The sequence below is a fragment of the Nereida sp. genome, assembly GCF_965655635.1.
Lineage (GTDB): Bacteria > Pseudomonadota > Alphaproteobacteria > Rhodobacterales > Rhodobacteraceae > Nereida.
The window spans coordinates 16921-32645 of sequence record NZ_CBFHHE010000015.1 but is presented as its reverse complement, the minus strand read 5'-3'; the positions used below and the strand labels follow the sequence as shown (position 1 = coordinate 32645).

Here is a 15725-nt window from a genome sequence, read left to right as displayed (position 1 = left end):
CGATGGCGTTGCAAAGTAGCCTTGCCTCTTTCGTCGATGGAAAGACCGCCGGAAAGCGCGACGTCTACATCGAAGTTGCAGCCACTGCAGGGGTTTTGCAGATTTGTAAAGCCCAAGGTGATGTGCTTGCGGAGTGGCCGTTAAAGCAGTTGCGGCGCATGCAAGACGGATCGCGCACGGTTTTGTATTTGGATGGTGATCCAGATGAGGCGCGTCTTTACCCGTTCAATTTACACGATGAGACGGTTCTGGCGACGCTGACGCCCGACCTTGATAAACGGCGGCCCATTGGCCCGCTGGTTCGAAAAGTAATCGGTTGGAGTGTGGCCGCGGCCGCTGCGTTGGTGGTGATGCTCTTCGTGATCATTCCCAGCCTGTCAGATCAACTCGCCACTGTCATTCCGACCGAACGTGAAGAGCGTATCGGTAATGTTGTCTCTTCTCAGATTGAGCGGGCAATGGTTTGGCAGGACGATAGTACTGGTGAAAGTTGGCAATGCTCATCAGCCGCGGGTGATGCGGCTTTGGCCCAGATGGTTACCCGTGTGTTGGGGCCGCTCGATGTACCCTACACCCTGAACGTTCAAGTCGTGGATCACCCTTTGATTAACGCGTTTGCATTGCCCGGTGGTCAGGTGATTTTGTTCCGTGGTTTGTTGGAAGCCGCTCAAAGCGCAGATGCGGTGGCGGGGGTTCTGGCCCATGAGTTGGGCCACGTGATTAACCGCGACCCGATGCGCCTGACGTTGCGTGCGACGGGATCTGCGGGATTATTGTCGCTGATACTTGGCGATGCAACAGGAGGTTTGATTATTGCAGGCGCGGCAGATCAGGTGATGAACGCCACCCACACCCGTAAAGCAGAAGCACAAGCAGACGAATTTGCCCTGAAACTTTTGGACGAGGCCGAGATATCCCTACTGGCCTTTGCGAGCTTTTTTGAAACGCTTAAAGAGGACAGCCCTGATATGACGGGTGCTCTTGAATGGTTGTCATCGCATCCCGCGATGAGCCTGCGCGCCCAAAACGCCCGGGACAACGTACAGCAGGGCAAGATCTATCGGCCCGTTTTGAATGCGCAAGCGTGGCGTGATCTACAAGCGATTTGTGGCTAGCTGCTAAGCTCTTCAACCTGAAGCCACACTCCGCCACTCGGCCGTAGTGTCAGGATTAGTTCCGGACGCGGATCACGCCCCTTAACGGCCGTGAATTTGAATCGCGAAAGCAGGGTAGCCAGAATAATCACCGCCTCTTGCAGGGCAAATGACGCCCCGATGCACACCCGCGGACCATCCCCGAAGGGTAGGTATGAAAAGCGGTTTACGGCCTTTGGATCCGCAAAGCGGTCAGGGTCAAAGGCGTCAGGATTCTCCCACAGGTCTTTGTGCCGATGTAGGGCATAGATGGGCAGCATGACTGTGTCGCCCTTGCGCACCTCGCGCCCACATAGCGTATCTGATTGTTGTGCAGTGCGGCTAATAAAAGCGGCGGGCGGATAGAGACGCAAAGCTTCATCAATGATCTGGCGAATGTAGGGCAGGGCCTTGATGTCACCTGCCGTGGCCGTGCGCCCGTTCAAAACCTCGCTGGCCTCTGCGCGGGCTTTTTGCTGGACGTCTTCATCAAAGGCACACAGATAAAGCGCCCATGCCAAGGTGAGTGCAGTTGTTTCATGACCTGCAACGATGAAGGTCAAAAGGTTGTCGCGCAACTCATCCGTGTTCATCTGGCGTTTGGTTTCCGGATCTTCGCCCTCCAGCAACAGATCAAGCAGATCAGGAATTTTACGCGGTCCTGCGTTGCGCCGTTCTTCAATAGATGCATCCGCGATACTGCGCATATCCTTCATGGCTGAAGATGATCCGATGCGGTTCAGGCGTGGCACCCACGTAGGCACGCCGATAATATCAAGCAGGGACACTTTCGCAGTCTGCGCGATGTAGGCATCGATGGCCCGGTGAACTGCGCCTGCGTCTACGCTATCGCCATCGGAGAACGTGACGTCCGAAATCACCTCAAACGTTGCCTGCACCATTTCCGCAAACACATCGACCGCACGACCTTTGGATGCCGCCAGCCGCTTGGTTGAGCGATCAGCAGCCGCCCCCATGATCGGAGCCAAGTTTGCGATATTACGATGTTTGAAAACGGGTGTCGCCGCACGTCTTTGCCAACGCCAATGGCTACCTTCTGCGATAAAAAGTGAATTGCCGATGGCTGGTTCAAGGATATTTTTGGTGACATCCGACTTGGGGTATATATCCACGGCGTCCTTCAGAATGTGGCGCAACGCATTCGGCTCCATCACCATATGCCAGCGCACCACAGCGGTTTTGCCCGAAACAATCGGCTGCTTCGTGGCGATGTCCGGAATGATCTCAACCAAGTTTCGTCGCGCGACATGCAGTGTCTCGATAATGCCCAACGGCTCGGTCACGAGTTTGCATCGTGCTGGCAGTTTGTCTGACATTTGATTGCTCCGTTACTGTTGCTGTTCATAATGGTGACTTGTGGGAGGTAAGTCACATCTTTGCGCTGTCCATTGTGAAGGGTGCTGAAACTGCGTTAGGAACTTGCAATCGGTTATGAAAGGTGTGTGTCCGTGTGGAAAATTATAGTTGGTTTGCTTGCGCTGCTGGCAGTTGCGGGATGTGGGGGCACAACCGCTGAGATGACACCCCGTTCGCCTGCGTTGAGCAGCTTTGATTTGGGGCATAACGTTGTGATCGGAACGACGGCCAAGAAGGGGCCTTTGTCGCGGGATGCCACGGCGGAGGAGTGGGTCGAAAGTCTGGGTGCTGCCATTGATGCGCAGATCGGTCGCTATAATACAGGTGGTCTCTATCATTTGGGTGTAAGCGTTGATCAATTTGTCTTGGCTGCCCCCGGCGTGCCACTGGTCTTGTCGCCCAAATCGATATTGCAAGTTTCGGTCACTGTTTGGGACAACGCCAAGGGCCAAAAGATCAATGAAACGCCTGAGCAAATCCTTGTTTTTGAGAGTTTTTCCGGTGGTAGCCTGCTTGGCTCAGGACTTACCAGATCGCGTGAAGAACAGATGGCGGGCCTAAGCGCAAATGCGGCGATAAAGATCGAAAATTGGCTGATCGAAAATGCCGCATGGTTCGCGCCACTCAACGATGCGGAATGACTTGATTTATCTGTGCAAACCTCATACACGCCGCACCGTTGGAAACGGGCTGCGATAACGGTGTTTTCCGCCGCGCCCCTGAATAGATTGAAGGTTGGCTCATGGCTAAGGAAAAGTTTGAACGCTCTAAACCGCACGTAAACATCGGCACGATTGGTCACGTTGACCACGGTAAGACGACGTTGACTGCGGCGATCACCAAGCAATTTGGTGACTTCAAAGCATACGACGAGATTGACGGCGCGCCGGAAGAAAAAGCACGTGGTATCACGATCTCTACTGCTCACGTTGAGTATGAAACAGAGACACGCCACTACGCACACGTGGACTGCCCAGGCCACGCTGACTATGTGAAAAACATGATCACTGGCGCTGCTCAGATGGACGGCGCGATCTTGGTTGTGAACGCAGCCGATGGTCCTATGCCACAAACACGTGAGCACATCCTTTTGGGTCGCCAAGTTGGTATCCCTTACATGGTTGTTTACATGAACAAAGTTGACCAAGTTGACGACGAAGAGTTGCTCGAGTTGGTTGAAATGGAAATCCGTGAGCTTCTGTCATCTTACGAGTACCCAGGCGACGACATCCCAGTTGTAGCCGGTTCTGCTCTGGCAGCTCTGGAAGACCGCGATGATAACATCGGTAAAGAGTCTATCAACAAGCTGATGGAAGCTGTTGACAGCTACATCCCGACACCAGCACGCGCTGTTGACCAGCCGTTCCTGATGCCGATCGAAGACGTGTTCTCAATCTCTGGCCGTGGTACAGTTGTAACCGGCCGTGTTGAGCGTGGCGTTATCAACGTTGGTGAAGAGATCGAGATCGTTGGTATCCGTGATACCACGAAGACAACCTGCACAGGTGTTGAAATGTTCCGCAAGCTGCTTGATCGCGGTGAAGCAGGCGACAACATCGGCGCGCTCCTTCGCGGTGTTGACCGTGAAGGTGTTGAGCGTGGCCAGGTTCTTTGTAAGCCAGGTTCCGTATCTCCTCACACGAAGTTCGAGGCAGAAGCTTATATTCTGACCAAAGAAGAAGGTGGCCGTCACACGCCATTCTTTGCGAACTACCGTCCACAGTTCTACTTCCGTACAACTGACGTGACAGGCACAGTTGAGCTTCCAGCGGGTACCGAGATGGTTATGCCGGGCGACAACTTGAAGTTCGAAGTTGAGCTGATCGCACCGATCGCGATGGAAGACGGTCTTCGCTTTGCGATCCGCGAAGGCGGCCGCACAGTAGGTGCTGGCGTCGTAGCTAAAATCATCGCGTAAGCTGATTGAGCCTGTGGGCGCATTCGAAACGATAAGGCGGCCGCTCCATTTATTTGGGGCGGCCGTTTTCCATAGTTTTGCCCAGATTGTGTCATAGCCCGCTCCCGTAACTTTTGCGGAGACGCTATGACCCTCATCCATCATGACAAAGCCGAGCTTGCTTGCGTCTTTATGGTCGAACCGGGCAATTATGAGTGGCCAGCCATTCTTCTGGCATCCTCATTGATGGCGTTCACGGCGGATGATTTGGCTCTACATGCCTATTGTCGTTCGCATCTGATTGATCAGTTACACCCCGAAACGTTGCGCTTTTTTGAACGACACGGCATACAGCTTGCCCCTATATCGCCCGAGTTCGAGGTGCCTTATCCCCAAGGCAACAAGCTATATGCCTGCGCCGCGACCCGCGCAGCGCCCGCCACAATTTTGTTTGATAGAGACATGTTCATGTTGCAGCCCGCTTTCCTTGGGGATGCTTTGCGCGTTGGTGCAGTGTCTGGCAGGCCAACTGGCGATTGGATGTGGGGCAAAACTGTAGATGCGTGGCGCGCGGCTTATGCCTCTGTTGATATGGAGCTGCCCCGTGGTAGGCTTGCGCGCCCCAGCGGGTCTTATGTTGCGCCAAGTATGTCGGCCGGCTTTGTTGCGTACCACGGGGATCAATTCGGCAAAATTTGGCGCGATGCGGCGCTTGCGATTGAAGCGCGACGATTGGCGAAAGGAATCTATCCCACGCTTGATCAGATAAGTCTGCCCGTCGCAACGCATCTTGCGGGGCTCAAGATGAATATGATCGATGTGAAATGGAACAAAGCTGTTGCGATCAAGCCGCAAGCGCTGCGCAATGTGATTTGTTACCACTACCAAAAAGCACAGACGCTGTTGGGGTTGCCGATCAGCTGGGTAGCCGATGAGCTATTGCGGGACTTCACTGAATTCGATGGGCTTGAAAACATGATTGCTTTTTACGACGAGCACAGCGCCAAACCCGCTGATGTCATCCACAACGCTGGGTTTCAGCGTGCGGTGATCGCTAAACAGCGGGCTGTTGATATCCCACATGAGCGGTAATTGAGCCACGAGATGAATTGCTGTCTTGATCTTACTCCAGACCTCGCTTATTCGCATTCCTGCCTGCAGGGGTGTAGCTCAGCGGTAGAGCATCGGTTTCCAAAACCGACGGCCGGGGGTTCGATCCCCTCCGCCCCTGCCAGGCGAATTTTCTCATGACGCATATTATGCTCCACGTTGGCGTGCACAAAACGGCCACGACGCATATGCAGGCCAGTCTGCGCCTGTCCCGCGCACGGCTCAACGCTGCGGGCGTAAGTTACTGGGATCCAAAGACGCTTCGGGCGGGTGGCAGTGACGTTGCGGACCATTTGCTGCTTGCCGAGGGTCGTCTTGCAAGTGGTGTGCAGCAAATGTTGGACGGGCATGATCGGTTATTAATTTCCGAAGAGAACATGCTGCGGTTGCCCTACAAAATGGGCGAGGGTCCGAACCCTATTCTCTATGAGCGCGGTCATCAGTTGATTGCACAGATGGGGCAGGGTGCGCCTGAGCAGCAGTTTGATGTGGCGCTTTCGTTAAGGGATTACGCGGGCTACTTCCGATCGCTCTACACCCAAACGCTGATGGGGGGATATTTTCCGTCGTTTAAGCGTTTTATCACACGGTCAAGTTATGACGTTTGCACGTGGGTGCACCTGGTTGATCGCATCCATGCTTTGCCAAACGTCCGTCGGATCATGGTCTGGCGCTATGAAGACTATGGCGTGTTGGCCCAGGCAATATTTGCAGGACTGATTGGTCAAGATTTGGGCACCATTCCGTTGGTACCTGAACGGTCCCACCCCGGGCTGTCCGAGCAGGCTGTTGCGGCCCTGCGGGGCCATCAAGCACGTGACCCCGGTCATAATAGCCGCCTGCATAAAATCCCCCGCCGCCCTATTGCACAGGCAGCGCGTGATGCATTTCCGACGGGGGCGCAATATCCAAAGTTTGACCCTTGGCAGGCCGCTGATCTGAAACTGTCAGCGCAAAGATATGCGGCCGATATGGCAGAAATTGCAGCAATGCCCAAGGTTCACCTGCTCAAGGCTTGAAAAACCGGTCTGGCCCAAGTATCTGCCAATGAAATCTATAGGAAAACGACACATGGCGAATCCGCTTCAGTTTATTCAACAAGTCCGCACCGAAGTTGGTCGCGTCACATGGCCAACGCGCCGTGAAGTAGTTTTGACGACAATCATGGTGTTCATGATGGCTGTTTTGACGGCTGTCTTCTTCTTTTTCGTCGATTGGATCATTCGCTCGGGACTATCGTTTATCCTGAACGGCTAACGCTTAGCTGCTTTCTAAATTGCGTATAACACCTTGAAACAACATGTTTTCGGCGGTATTGCGCAACAACTTGAGACAAATAGGCGTGCTTCGATTCGTGTAGCGCGCCGCTTTTTTGTTTTGAAAAGGCAGTGTAACTGTTTGAATTAACATAAGATTTTGCGCGCTTTCGCGTGCGGCACAAAAGGACCGACAGCAATGGCAAAACGGTGGTATTCAGTTAGCGTACTCTCGAACTTCGAGAAAAAGATCGCTGAAGGCATCAAAGTCGCTGCGGCTGAGGCTGAGCTGGAAGACCAGATCGACGAAGTTCTGGTTCCAACCGAAGAAGTCATCGAAATTCGTCGTGGCAAAAAAGTCCCGACCGAGCGTCGCTTTATGCCTGGCTACGTGTTGGTTCACATGGAAATGACGGATGAGGGCTATCACCTGATCAATTCTATGAACCGCGTCACAGGATTTTTGGGCCCGCAAGGCCGCCCCATGCCGATGCGCGATGCAGAGGTGAACCAAATTCTTAACCGCGTTCAAGAAGGTGAAGAAGCGCCGCGTACGCTCATTCACTTTGAAGTCGGTGAGAAAGTTAAAGTTAACGACGGTCCGTTCGAAGATTTCGACGGCATGGTCGAGGAAGTCGACGACGACAACCAGCGTCTCAAGGTTACAGTATCAATCTTTGGTCGCGAAACGCCGGTCGAATTGGAATACACGCAGGTCACTAAACAGGCCTGATCGTGCAAATCGTGGGAGGTTTTGGCAGCGCGCTGTCAAACCGGACCACGGCAACCCATCCCGCCAGACGCGTCTGGAGTGGGAGTTGAGCAAGGAGAAGTCCAATGGCTAAAAAAGTCGCTGGCACAATGAAGCTGCAGGTTCCTGCAGGTCAAGCTAACCCATCACCGCCCGTAGGCCCTGCACTTGGCCAACGTGGTATCAACATCATGGAATTCTGTAAGGCGTTTAACGCTAAGACACAGGATATGGAGCCAGGTGCACCCTGCCCAACGGTTATCACGTATTACGTTGATAAGTCGTTCAGCATGGACATCAAAACGCCACCAGCGTCATACTACTTGAAGAAAGCTGCCAAGGTAAAATCTGGCGCGAACAACCCAAGCCGTGAGACGGTTGGTCAGGTAACTGCTGCGCAGGTACGTGAGATCGCTGAAGCGAAAATGAAAGATCTGAACGCGAACGATATCGAAGCCGCGATGCAGATTATTCTGGGCTCTGCCCGCTCTATGGGCATTGAGGTGAAGTAAGATGGCAAAACTTGGAAAACGCACAACTGCGGCACGCGAGGCATTCGCGGGTAAATCCAACGTCACCGTTGATGAGGCGGTCGCACTGGTAAAAGCCAACGCCACAGCAAAGTTCGACGAAACTGTCGAAATCTCCATGCAGCTCGGTGTTGATCCGCGCCACGCAGACCAAATGGTTCGTGGCGTTGTATCTTTGCCAAACGGCACTGGTAAATCAGTTCGTGTTGCTGTCTTTGCGCGTGATGCAAAAGCAGACGAAGCGAAAGCGGCTGGCGCAGACATCGTTGGCGCAGAAGATCTGATGGAAATCGTCCAAGGCGGTACCATCGATTTTGATCGCTGCATCGCGACACCTGACATGATGCCAATCGTTGGTCGTCTGGGTAAAGTACTCGGCCCACGCAACCTGATGCCAAACCCAAAAGTTGGCACAGTGACCATGGACGTTAAAGCAGCTGTTGAAGCTGCAAAAGGCGGCGAAGTTCAGTTCAAAGCTGAAAAAGCTGGTGTTGTACACGCAGGTCTTGGCAAGTCATCATTCGGTGAAAAAGAGTTGATCGAAAACGTTCGCTCTTTCATCGGTGCAGTTCAGAAGGCTCGTCCTTCCGGCGCCAAAGGCGCTTACATGAAAAAGATCACACTGAGTTCCACAATGGGCCCAAGTGTAACAGTATCTATCGACGACGCAGCGCAAGAGTAATCTTACGCGCTCAGTTGTTGAGTATTTTGAGGCGGGTCTTTCGGGGCTCGCCTTTTTCTTTTCGTGAATGTCGTTGGGTGTATACCTTAGCTACCCCCCCGCGTTTGTTGCGCGGCCACTAACAATCCTTTTCTCTGACATGAATTAATTCAGATTGAGGTCAAATTCGGCCATATTCCCTTGGTTAACAACTCCTTACTAAAGAGTGTTTTGTTTCCATGAAGGGTTGGCGCCCTGCGCCTCAGTCACCGTATGCCTACAACGTTCAATGTTATTTCCCTTGGTAATCAGTCAATCATCGATCCGATTGAGGGCAATTTTTTCGCTGAAAACGTCAACCTTTTGGAGCAGCAAACTTTTGGGGGAGTGGGTAATGCGCTCGTAAACGATATTCGTTCGTTCTCAACTGTTGGCAACGGGTTCAATTTTGGTTTTTCCGGAATTTACGATCAAAATAATTTCTTTTCTAATGATCAGTTTTCGATTGATGGGGGTCCTGTTCGGACCTTCGATGCGCTTGCGGTATACAACGCGACGCTCACGTATGTTGATGGTACAAGCGCGCAGATTACCGCTGTGGTCTTTCAAGATACCAACGGTGACACGTTCCTTGCGCCGGATTTTAATCCAAGTGCTAACCAAACAGCACTGGAAGCGGGCGCCATCCGTTCTGTTACTTTGGGGACGTTGGGCACCAATGCTTCCTTGGGTTTGTTCGGAGATCGTGAGGCGTTCAATTTTGTCACCTGCTTTGTAAAAGGGATGGAGATCCTTACGCCTCAAGGGGGGCGCAGAGTTGAAGATTTGCAGGTGGGTGATTTGGTGGTCACACGTGATGATGCCCCGCAGCCCATCCGATGGATTGGCAAGGCAAGCCGTCCTGCCCGCGACAAGTTTCAGCCTGTTCGCATTAAAGCTGATGCGCTTGGTGCGGGGATCCCGAGCAACGACCTTATCGTCTCACAGCAGCATCGGATGTTGTTTGTATCGCCAATCGCTGAGCGTATGACAGGTACAAACGAGGTTTTGGCCCCGCTATCAAGCTGCTGGATTTGCCGGGCGTTCAGCTCGTCGAGGATTGGGACACGGTGACTTACTTTCACCTTCTTCTCGATGAGCATCAGATTATCTATGCCCATGATGCGCCGACTGAGTTACTGCTTACCGGCGCGCAGGCGTGCAGAGCGATTGGCCCCGATGCAGTTGCAGAGATTGCGGATTTCTTTCCCGAATTGTTGCAAACCGCAGCACGGCCAGCACGGCTCATTCCCAAGGGAAAGCAGATCAGACAGCTCGTTGCGCGGCATTTGAAAAATGACAAACCTATAGTCGGTAGTTTTTCGCCGGCTTTATGCGCGTAGCAATCGTGGCAGTGAAACGGGGCTTGGCAAAACACTAACAATTGTCTAACCAAGTCATTGCAGTTGAGCGCGCGATTCGTCACGCGCTCTTTTGCGTTTCGTCCGAGATGGTGGGTTTGGGCCTTAGTCCTTTAATTCCTGCCTGAGACGGGATCAGACCAGTTTCTTCAGCGGCCGTTTTGGTCACTGGCGGTTCGGGCGTCCCGTTTGAAGGACCCAACCGCCGGAGCAATCCGGTACACTGAGCCGGCGGGGTAACCCGCCATATTTGGAGAAAAACTGTGGATAGAGCACAAAAAGAAAAAGTCGTCGACGAACTCGGCCAAATCTTTGAAAGCTCTGGCGTCGTAGTGGTTAGCCACTACGAGGGCATGACAGTTGCTGAAATGCAGGATCTGCGCGCTAAAATGAGCGAAGCGGGTGGATCTGTGCGTGTTGCCAAAAACAGGCTCGCCAAAATCGCCCTGAACGGTCAGCCATGCGAAAGCGTGTCTGAGCACCTTACAGGGATGACAGTTCTCGCCTATTCAGAAGACCCTGTCGCTGCAGCGAAAGTGGTTGATGCATACGCAAAGGAAAACGGCAAGCTCGTTATCCTTGGTGGTGCAATGGGTGATACTGCTCTGGATGTTGCTGGCGTTAAAGCCGTTGCAGCGATGCCAAGCCGCGAGGAGCTTATTGCTTCTATCGTGGGTTGTATCGGCGCACCTGCTTCCAACATCGCTGGCGCAATTGGCGCACCTGCTTCGAACATCGCGAGCATTCTTTCGACCATCGAAGAGAAAGCTGCATAAGCACAACTGGAAACCCTCGTGGGCAACATCGCTACACGTTGGAACACAACCTTAGGAAACGGAAACAGTATAATGGCTGATCTGAAAAAACTTGCTGAAGAGATCGTTGGTCTTACCCTTCTCGAAGCACAAGAACTGAAAACCATCCTCAAAGATGAGTATGGCATCGAGCCAGCAGCTGGCGGCGCAGTCATGATGGCTGGCCCAGGTGGCGACGCTGGTGGAGCTGCTGAAGAAAAATCTGAGTTCAACGTTGTTCTGAAGAACGCCGGCGCACAGAAAATCGCAGTCATCAAAGAAGTCCGCGGCATCACAGGTCTTGGCCTGAAAGAGGCTAAAGACCTCGTCGAAGCTGGCGGCAAAGTCAAAGAAGGTGTCGACAAAGCAGAAGCTGAAGACATCAAAGCTAAGCTGGAAGCAGCTGGCGCAGAGATCGAGCTGGCCTAATTGGCTGGGTGTGGGGCTTAGTCCCGCGCACAATATTGGCTGGGCATGGTTAATTCCGTGCCCAGCTTAACCTGTCTTAGAAGCTGCTTTCAAATGCAGAGCCGCTTCTAAGGAAGGTCCAAGCGGGAGCGTGTCGGTGGGACGATACGCAGGTATTGGCTTGGTTTTCCTGTCTCAAAAGGGCCGCGCACCGATGCCCGACGGTGTAGCGATCCAGTGAGAACACATGAAAGGTGACAACGCACATGGCTCAATCCTTCCTCGGCCAGAAACGCTTGCGCAAATACTACGGTAAAATCCGCGAAGTCCTAGAAATGCCGAACCTTATTGAGGTTCAGAAGTCATCATATGACCTCTTTTTGAAGTCTGGTGACCAGCTTCAGCCGCTCGACGGCGAAGGCATCAAAGGCGTCTTCCAGTCGGTTTTCCCGATCAAAGACTTTAGCGAAACCGCGATCCTTGAGTTTGTCAACTACGAGCTGGAAAAGCCGAAGTATGACGTTGAGGAGTGTCAGCAGCGTGACATGACATACAGCGCGCCACTGAAAGTGACGCTGCGCTTAATCGTGTTTGAAATTGACGAAGATACAGGCGCGAAATCTGTCAAAGACATTAAAGAGCAAGATGTCTTTATGGGCGACATGCCTTTGATGACGCCAAACGGTACGTTCGTTGTGAACGGCACCGAGCGCGTTATCGTGAGCCAGATGCACCGTTCACCGGGCGTATTCTTCGACCACGATAAGGGCAAGACCCACTCATCAGGTAAACTCCTGTTTGCATGCCGCATCATCCCCTACCGTGGTAGCTGGCTGGATTTTGAGTTCGACGCTAAAGACATCGTCTTTGCGCGCATCGACCGCCGCCGCAAGCTGCCTGTAACGACGCTTTTGTATTCTTTGGGTCTGACCCAAGAAGACATCATGGACGCATACTACGACACAGTGTCTTACCGTTATGAAGCGGGTAAAGGCTGGGTCACGAAGTTCTTCCCAGAGCGCGTTCGCGGCACACGTCCAACATATGACCTAATCGATGCAGCTTCGGGCGAAGTAATTGCTGAGGCGGGCAAGAAGGTGACACCACGCGCGGTCAAGAAATTGATCGACGAAGGCCAAGCCACTGAGGTGCTGCTTCCTTTTGATCAGATCATGGGCAAGTTTGTTGCTAAAGACATCATCAACGAAGACAACGGCGCGATTTACGTTGAAGCTGGTGACGAGCTGACATGGGAAGTCGACAAAGACGGCGATGCGATCGGCGGTTCTGTGAAAGAATTGCTGGACGCTGGTATCACTGAAATTCCTGTCCTCGACATCGATAATGTCAACGTCGGCCCTTACATGCGTAACACCATGGCGGCAGACAAAAACATGAACCGCGAAACTGCGCTCATGGACATCTATCGTGTGATGCGTCCGGGTGAGCCACCCACCGTGGATTCTGCTTCTGCTCTGTTCGATACGCTCTTCTTTGATAGCGAGCGTTATGACCTGTCTGCAGTTGGCCGTGTTAAGATGAACATGCGTCTTGCGCTTGATGCAGAAGACACACAGCGCACGTTGCGCAAAGAAGACATCGTTTCATGTATCAAAGCGCTGGTTGATTTGCGCGATGGTCGTGGCGACATCGACGACATTGACCACCTCGGCAACCGCCGTGTGCGTTCTGTTGGTGAGTTGATGGAGAACCAATACCGCGTTGGTCTGCTCCGCATGGAGCGTGCGATCAAAGAGCGTATGTCATCTGTCGAAATCGACACAGTGATGCCGCAAGATTTGATCAATGCGAAACCTGCGGCCGCCGCAGTTCGCGAATTCTTCGGCTCATCGCAGCTGTCACAGTTTATGGACCAAACAAACCCGCTTTCCGAAGTGACGCACAAGCGCCGCCTCTCTGCGCTTGGACCAGGTGGTCTGACACGCGAGCGTGCGGGCTTTGAGGTGCGCGACGTGCACCCAACGCACTACGGTCGGATGTGTCCGATTGAAACGCCTGAAGGTCCAAACATTGGTCTGATCAACTCGCTGGCAACTTTTGCACGCGTTAACAAATACGGCTTCATCGAAACACCATACCGCAAAGTTGTTGACGGTCAGGTGACTGACGAAGTTCAGTACATGTCGGCGACCGAAGAAATGCGCCACACTGTTGCGCAGGCCAACGCGAACCTTGATGAAGGCGGGAAGTTCGTCAACGATCTGGTTTCGACACGTAAGTCCGGTGATTACACACTGTCACCGTCCGACAGTGTTAACCTGATCGACGTTTCCCCAAAGCAGCTGGTCTCTGTCGCCGCCTCGCTTATCCCGTTCCTTGAAAATGACGATGCTAACCGGGCCCTGATGGGATCGAACATGCAACGTCAGGCGGTTCCACTTCTGCAAGCCGAAGCACCACTTGTTGGTACTGGTATCGAAGAAGTTGTGGCCCGCGATTCCGGTGCGGCGATCATGGCGAAACGTGCGGGTATCATCGACCAAGTCGATGCGACACGTATCGTTATCCGCGCAACCGAAGACCTCGAGCTTGGCGACGCTGGTGTTGATATTTACCGCATGCGTAAATTCCAACGCTCAAACCAGAACACTTGTATCAACCAACGTCCGTTGGTGAAGGTTGGTGATTTGGTGACCAAAGGTGAAGTTATTGCCGACGGTCCGTCAACTGACATGGGTGAACTGGCCCTTGGTAAAAACGTGGTTGTCGCGTTTATGCCTTGGAACGGCTACAACTATGAGGACTCCATCCTGATCTCCGAGCGCATCACGCGTGATGACGTGTTTACTTCCGTTCACATCGAAGAGTTCGAAGTAGCGGCACGTGACACCAAGCTTGGGCCAGAGGAAATCACTCGCGATATTCCAAACGTCGGTGAGGAAGCTCTTCGCAACCTCGACGAAGCGGGTATCGTATACATCGGTGCGGAAGTTGGTCCGGCTGACATTCTAGTTGGTAAGATCACGCCAAAAGGCGAAAGCCCAATGACACCCGAAGAGAAGCTTTTGCGAGCGATCTTTGGTGAAAAAGCATCTGACGTACGCGATACATCACTTCGTCTGCCGCCAGGCGATTTCGGTACAATCGTAGAAGTCCGCGTTTTCAACCGCCACGGCGTTGAAAAAGACGAGCGTGCACTTCAGATCGAGCGTGAAGAAGTTGAGCGTTTGGCCCGTGACCGTGACGACGAGTTGGTCATCCTCGACCGCAACATCTACGCCCGTCTACGCGACATGATCGAAGGCAAAATTGCTGTCAAAGGACCAAAAGGCGTTAAGGCCGGTTCTAAAATTGATGCAGATTTGCTCGACAGCATTAGCCGTGGTCAGTGGTGGCAGCTTGCTCTTGAGGACGAAGACGATGCGAAAATCGTTGAGGCCCTGAACGAGCAGTACGAGATCCAGAAACGGACCCTCGATGCGCGCTTTGAGGACAAGGTAGAGAAAGTTCGCCGCGGCGACGATCTGCCCCCAGGTGTTATGAAGATGGTTAAAGTCTTTGTCGCCGTTAAGCGTAAGCTGCAGCCCGGTGATAAGATGGCGGGTCGTCACGGTAACAAAGGTGTTATTTCCAAGGTTGTCCCTATGGAAGACATGCCGTTCCTCGCCGATGGTACTCCGGTTGACTTCGTTCTGAACCCGCTTGGTGTTCCGTCACGTATGAACGTTGGTCAGATCCTTGAAACACACATGGGTTGGGCTGCGCGCGGCCTTGGTATTCAGATTGATGAAGCGCTTGGCGAGTACAAGCGTTCTGGCGATCTGACACCTGTCCGTGATGCGCTGAAAATTGCTTATGGTGATGACGTCTACGACGAAGGCATCAAGGGCATGGACGAGCAGTCTGTTGTTGAAGCAGCCGGCAACGTCACACGCGGTGTACCAATTGCGACGCCTGTATTCGACGGTGCCAAAGAAGCTGACGTCAATGACGCGTTGGTTCGTGCTGGCTTCAGCCAGAGCGGTCAGTCAATCTTGTTTGACGGTCGTACCGGTGAGCAGTTTGCCCGTCCTGTCACAGTCGGCATCAAGTATCTGCTGAAACTACACCACCTCGTGGACGACAAAATCCACGCGCGTTCAACTGGTCCATACTCGCTGGTCACACAGCAGCCATTGGGCGGTAAAGCGCAATTCGGTGGTCAGCGTTTCGGGGAGATGGAGGTCTGGGCTCTGGAAGCTTACGGCGCTGCATACACCCTGCAAGAGATGCTTACGGTCAAATCGGACGATGTTGCTGGGCGGACGAAAGTCTACGAAAGCATTGTCAAAGGCGAGGACAACTTCGAAGCGGGCGTACCCGAGTCGTTCAACGTTCTTGTCAAAGAAGTCCGTGGCCTCGGCCTGAATATGGAACTCCTGGATGCGGAGGATGGCGAATGAGGGCT

At 53.1% G+C, this 15725-nt stretch carries 13 protein-coding genes, 1 tRNA gene and 1 pseudogene; 14 read left to right on the top strand and 1 reads right to left on the bottom strand.

Annotated elements, in window-relative coordinates; translation table 11 throughout:
* Positions 1-2 precede the first annotated feature (2 nt).
* Entirely contained in the window at positions 3-1115 is a 1113-nt protein-coding gene (locus tag ACTF5M_RS06690) for a M48 family metallopeptidase (protein WP_438960266.1), read from the top strand.
* Here the strand turns inward: ACTF5M_RS06690 and ACTF5M_RS06685 are convergent.
* Positions 1112-2470: a cytochrome P450 gene (locus ACTF5M_RS06685; protein WP_438960265.1), complete on the bottom strand. Its 1359-nt coding sequence runs from the start codon at positions 2468-2470 to the stop codon at positions 1112-1114. The genes ACTF5M_RS06690 and ACTF5M_RS06685 overlap by 4 nt on opposite strands.
* A 132-nt stretch (positions 2471-2602) precedes the next feature.
* Here ACTF5M_RS06685 and ACTF5M_RS06680 point away from each other — a divergent pair, with 132 nt between their 5' ends.
* The 13 genes and pseudogenes from ACTF5M_RS06680 to rpoB all read left to right on the top strand — a co-directional run bounded on the left by ACTF5M_RS06680 (position 2603) and on the right by rpoB (position 15720).
* Positions 2603-3151: a hypothetical protein gene (locus ACTF5M_RS06680; protein ID WP_438960264.1), complete on the top strand. Its 549-nt coding sequence runs from the start codon at positions 2603-2605 to the stop codon at positions 3149-3151.
* A 101-nt stretch (positions 3152-3252) separates the two neighbouring features.
* Entirely contained in the window at positions 3253-4428 is a 1176-nt protein-coding gene (tuf, locus tag ACTF5M_RS06675; RefSeq protein ID WP_438960253.1) for an elongation factor Tu, read from the top strand.
* A gap of 126 nt (positions 4429-4554) precedes the next feature.
* Entirely contained in the window at positions 4555-5499 is a 945-nt protein-coding gene (locus ACTF5M_RS06670) for a hypothetical protein (RefSeq protein ID WP_438960263.1), read from the top strand.
* Between the two features lie 67 nt (positions 5500-5566).
* Positions 5567-5641 (top strand) — tRNA-Trp (locus tag ACTF5M_RS06665).
* A 13-nt stretch (positions 5642-5654) separates the two neighbouring features.
* Complete coding sequence (locus ACTF5M_RS06660) at positions 5655-6536, top strand: hypothetical protein (protein WP_438960262.1); 882 nt, start codon at positions 5655-5657, stop codon at positions 6534-6536.
* A 52-nt stretch (positions 6537-6588) separates the two neighbouring features.
* Entirely contained in the window at positions 6589-6774 is a 186-nt protein-coding gene (gene secE, locus ACTF5M_RS06655) for a preprotein translocase subunit SecE (RefSeq protein ID WP_438960261.1), read from the top strand.
* A 198-nt stretch (positions 6775-6972) separates the two neighbouring features.
* Complete coding sequence (gene nusG, locus ACTF5M_RS06650) at positions 6973-7506, top strand: transcription termination/antitermination protein NusG (RefSeq protein ID WP_438960260.1); 534 nt, start codon at positions 6973-6975, stop codon at positions 7504-7506.
* A 104-nt stretch (positions 7507-7610) separates the two neighbouring features.
* The gene (gene rplK / locus ACTF5M_RS06645; RefSeq protein ID WP_048599873.1) at positions 7611-8036 is read left to right on the top strand and encodes a 50S ribosomal protein L11; all 426 of its coding nucleotides are present in this window, start codon (positions 7611-7613) and stop codon (positions 8034-8036) included.
* Position 8037: 1 nt separating this feature from the next.
* Positions 8038-8736 carry a 50S ribosomal protein L1 gene (gene rplA, locus ACTF5M_RS06640; protein ID WP_341247478.1) on the top strand — a complete coding sequence of 233 codons (699 nt, stop codon included), beginning with the start codon at positions 8038-8040 and terminating at the stop codon, positions 8734-8736.
* A 252-nt stretch (positions 8737-8988) separates the two neighbouring features.
* Positions 8989-10097, top strand: a pseudogene (locus ACTF5M_RS06635) (Hint domain-containing protein).
* A 281-nt stretch (positions 10098-10378) separates the two neighbouring features.
* Complete coding sequence (gene rplJ / locus ACTF5M_RS06630; RefSeq protein WP_438960259.1) at positions 10379-10891, top strand: 50S ribosomal protein L10; 513 nt, start codon at positions 10379-10381, stop codon at positions 10889-10891.
* A gap of 72 nt (positions 10892-10963) precedes the next feature.
* Positions 10964-11338, top strand: coding sequence for a 50S ribosomal protein L7/L12 (gene rplL, locus ACTF5M_RS06625; RefSeq protein WP_438960258.1), 375 nt, complete (start codon positions 10964-10966; stop codon positions 11336-11338).
* A 245-nt stretch (positions 11339-11583) separates the two neighbouring features.
* Positions 11584-15720, top strand: a complete 4137-nt coding sequence (gene rpoB / locus ACTF5M_RS06620; protein ID WP_438960257.1) for a DNA-directed RNA polymerase subunit beta — start codon at positions 11584-11586, stop codon at positions 15718-15720.
* Positions 15721-15725 lie beyond the last annotated feature (5 nt).

Coding starts and splice junctions, on each gene's coding strand:
- ACTF5M_RS06685 (WP_438960265.1), bottom strand. CDS start 2,470: ATGTCAGACAAACTGCCAGCACGATGCAAACTCGTGACCGAGCCGTTG.
- tuf (WP_438960253.1), top strand. CDS start 3,253: ATGGCTAAGGAAAAGTTTGAACGCTCTAAACCGCACGTAAACATCGGC.
- rplK (WP_048599873.1), top strand. CDS start 7,611: ATGGCTAAAAAAGTCGCTGGCACAATGAAGCTGCAGGTTCCTGCAGGT.
- ACTF5M_RS06690 (WP_438960266.1), top strand. CDS start 3: ATGGCGTTGCAAAGTAGCCTTGCCTCTTTCGTCGATGGAAAGACCGCC.
- ACTF5M_RS06660 (WP_438960262.1), top strand. CDS start 5,655: ATGACGCATATTATGCTCCACGTTGGCGTGCACAAAACGGCCACGACG.
- ACTF5M_RS06670 (WP_438960263.1), top strand. CDS start 4,555: ATGACCCTCATCCATCATGACAAAGCCGAGCTTGCTTGCGTCTTTATG.
- rpoB (WP_438960257.1), top strand. CDS start 11,584: ATGGCTCAATCCTTCCTCGGCCAGAAACGCTTGCGCAAATACTACGGT.
- rplA (WP_341247478.1), top strand. CDS start 8,038: ATGGCAAAACTTGGAAAACGCACAACTGCGGCACGCGAGGCATTCGCG.
- nusG (WP_438960260.1), top strand. CDS start 6,973: ATGGCAAAACGGTGGTATTCAGTTAGCGTACTCTCGAACTTCGAGAAA.
- secE (WP_438960261.1), top strand. CDS start 6,589: ATGGCGAATCCGCTTCAGTTTATTCAACAAGTCCGCACCGAAGTTGGT.
- rplL (WP_438960258.1), top strand. CDS start 10,964: ATGGCTGATCTGAAAAAACTTGCTGAAGAGATCGTTGGTCTTACCCTT.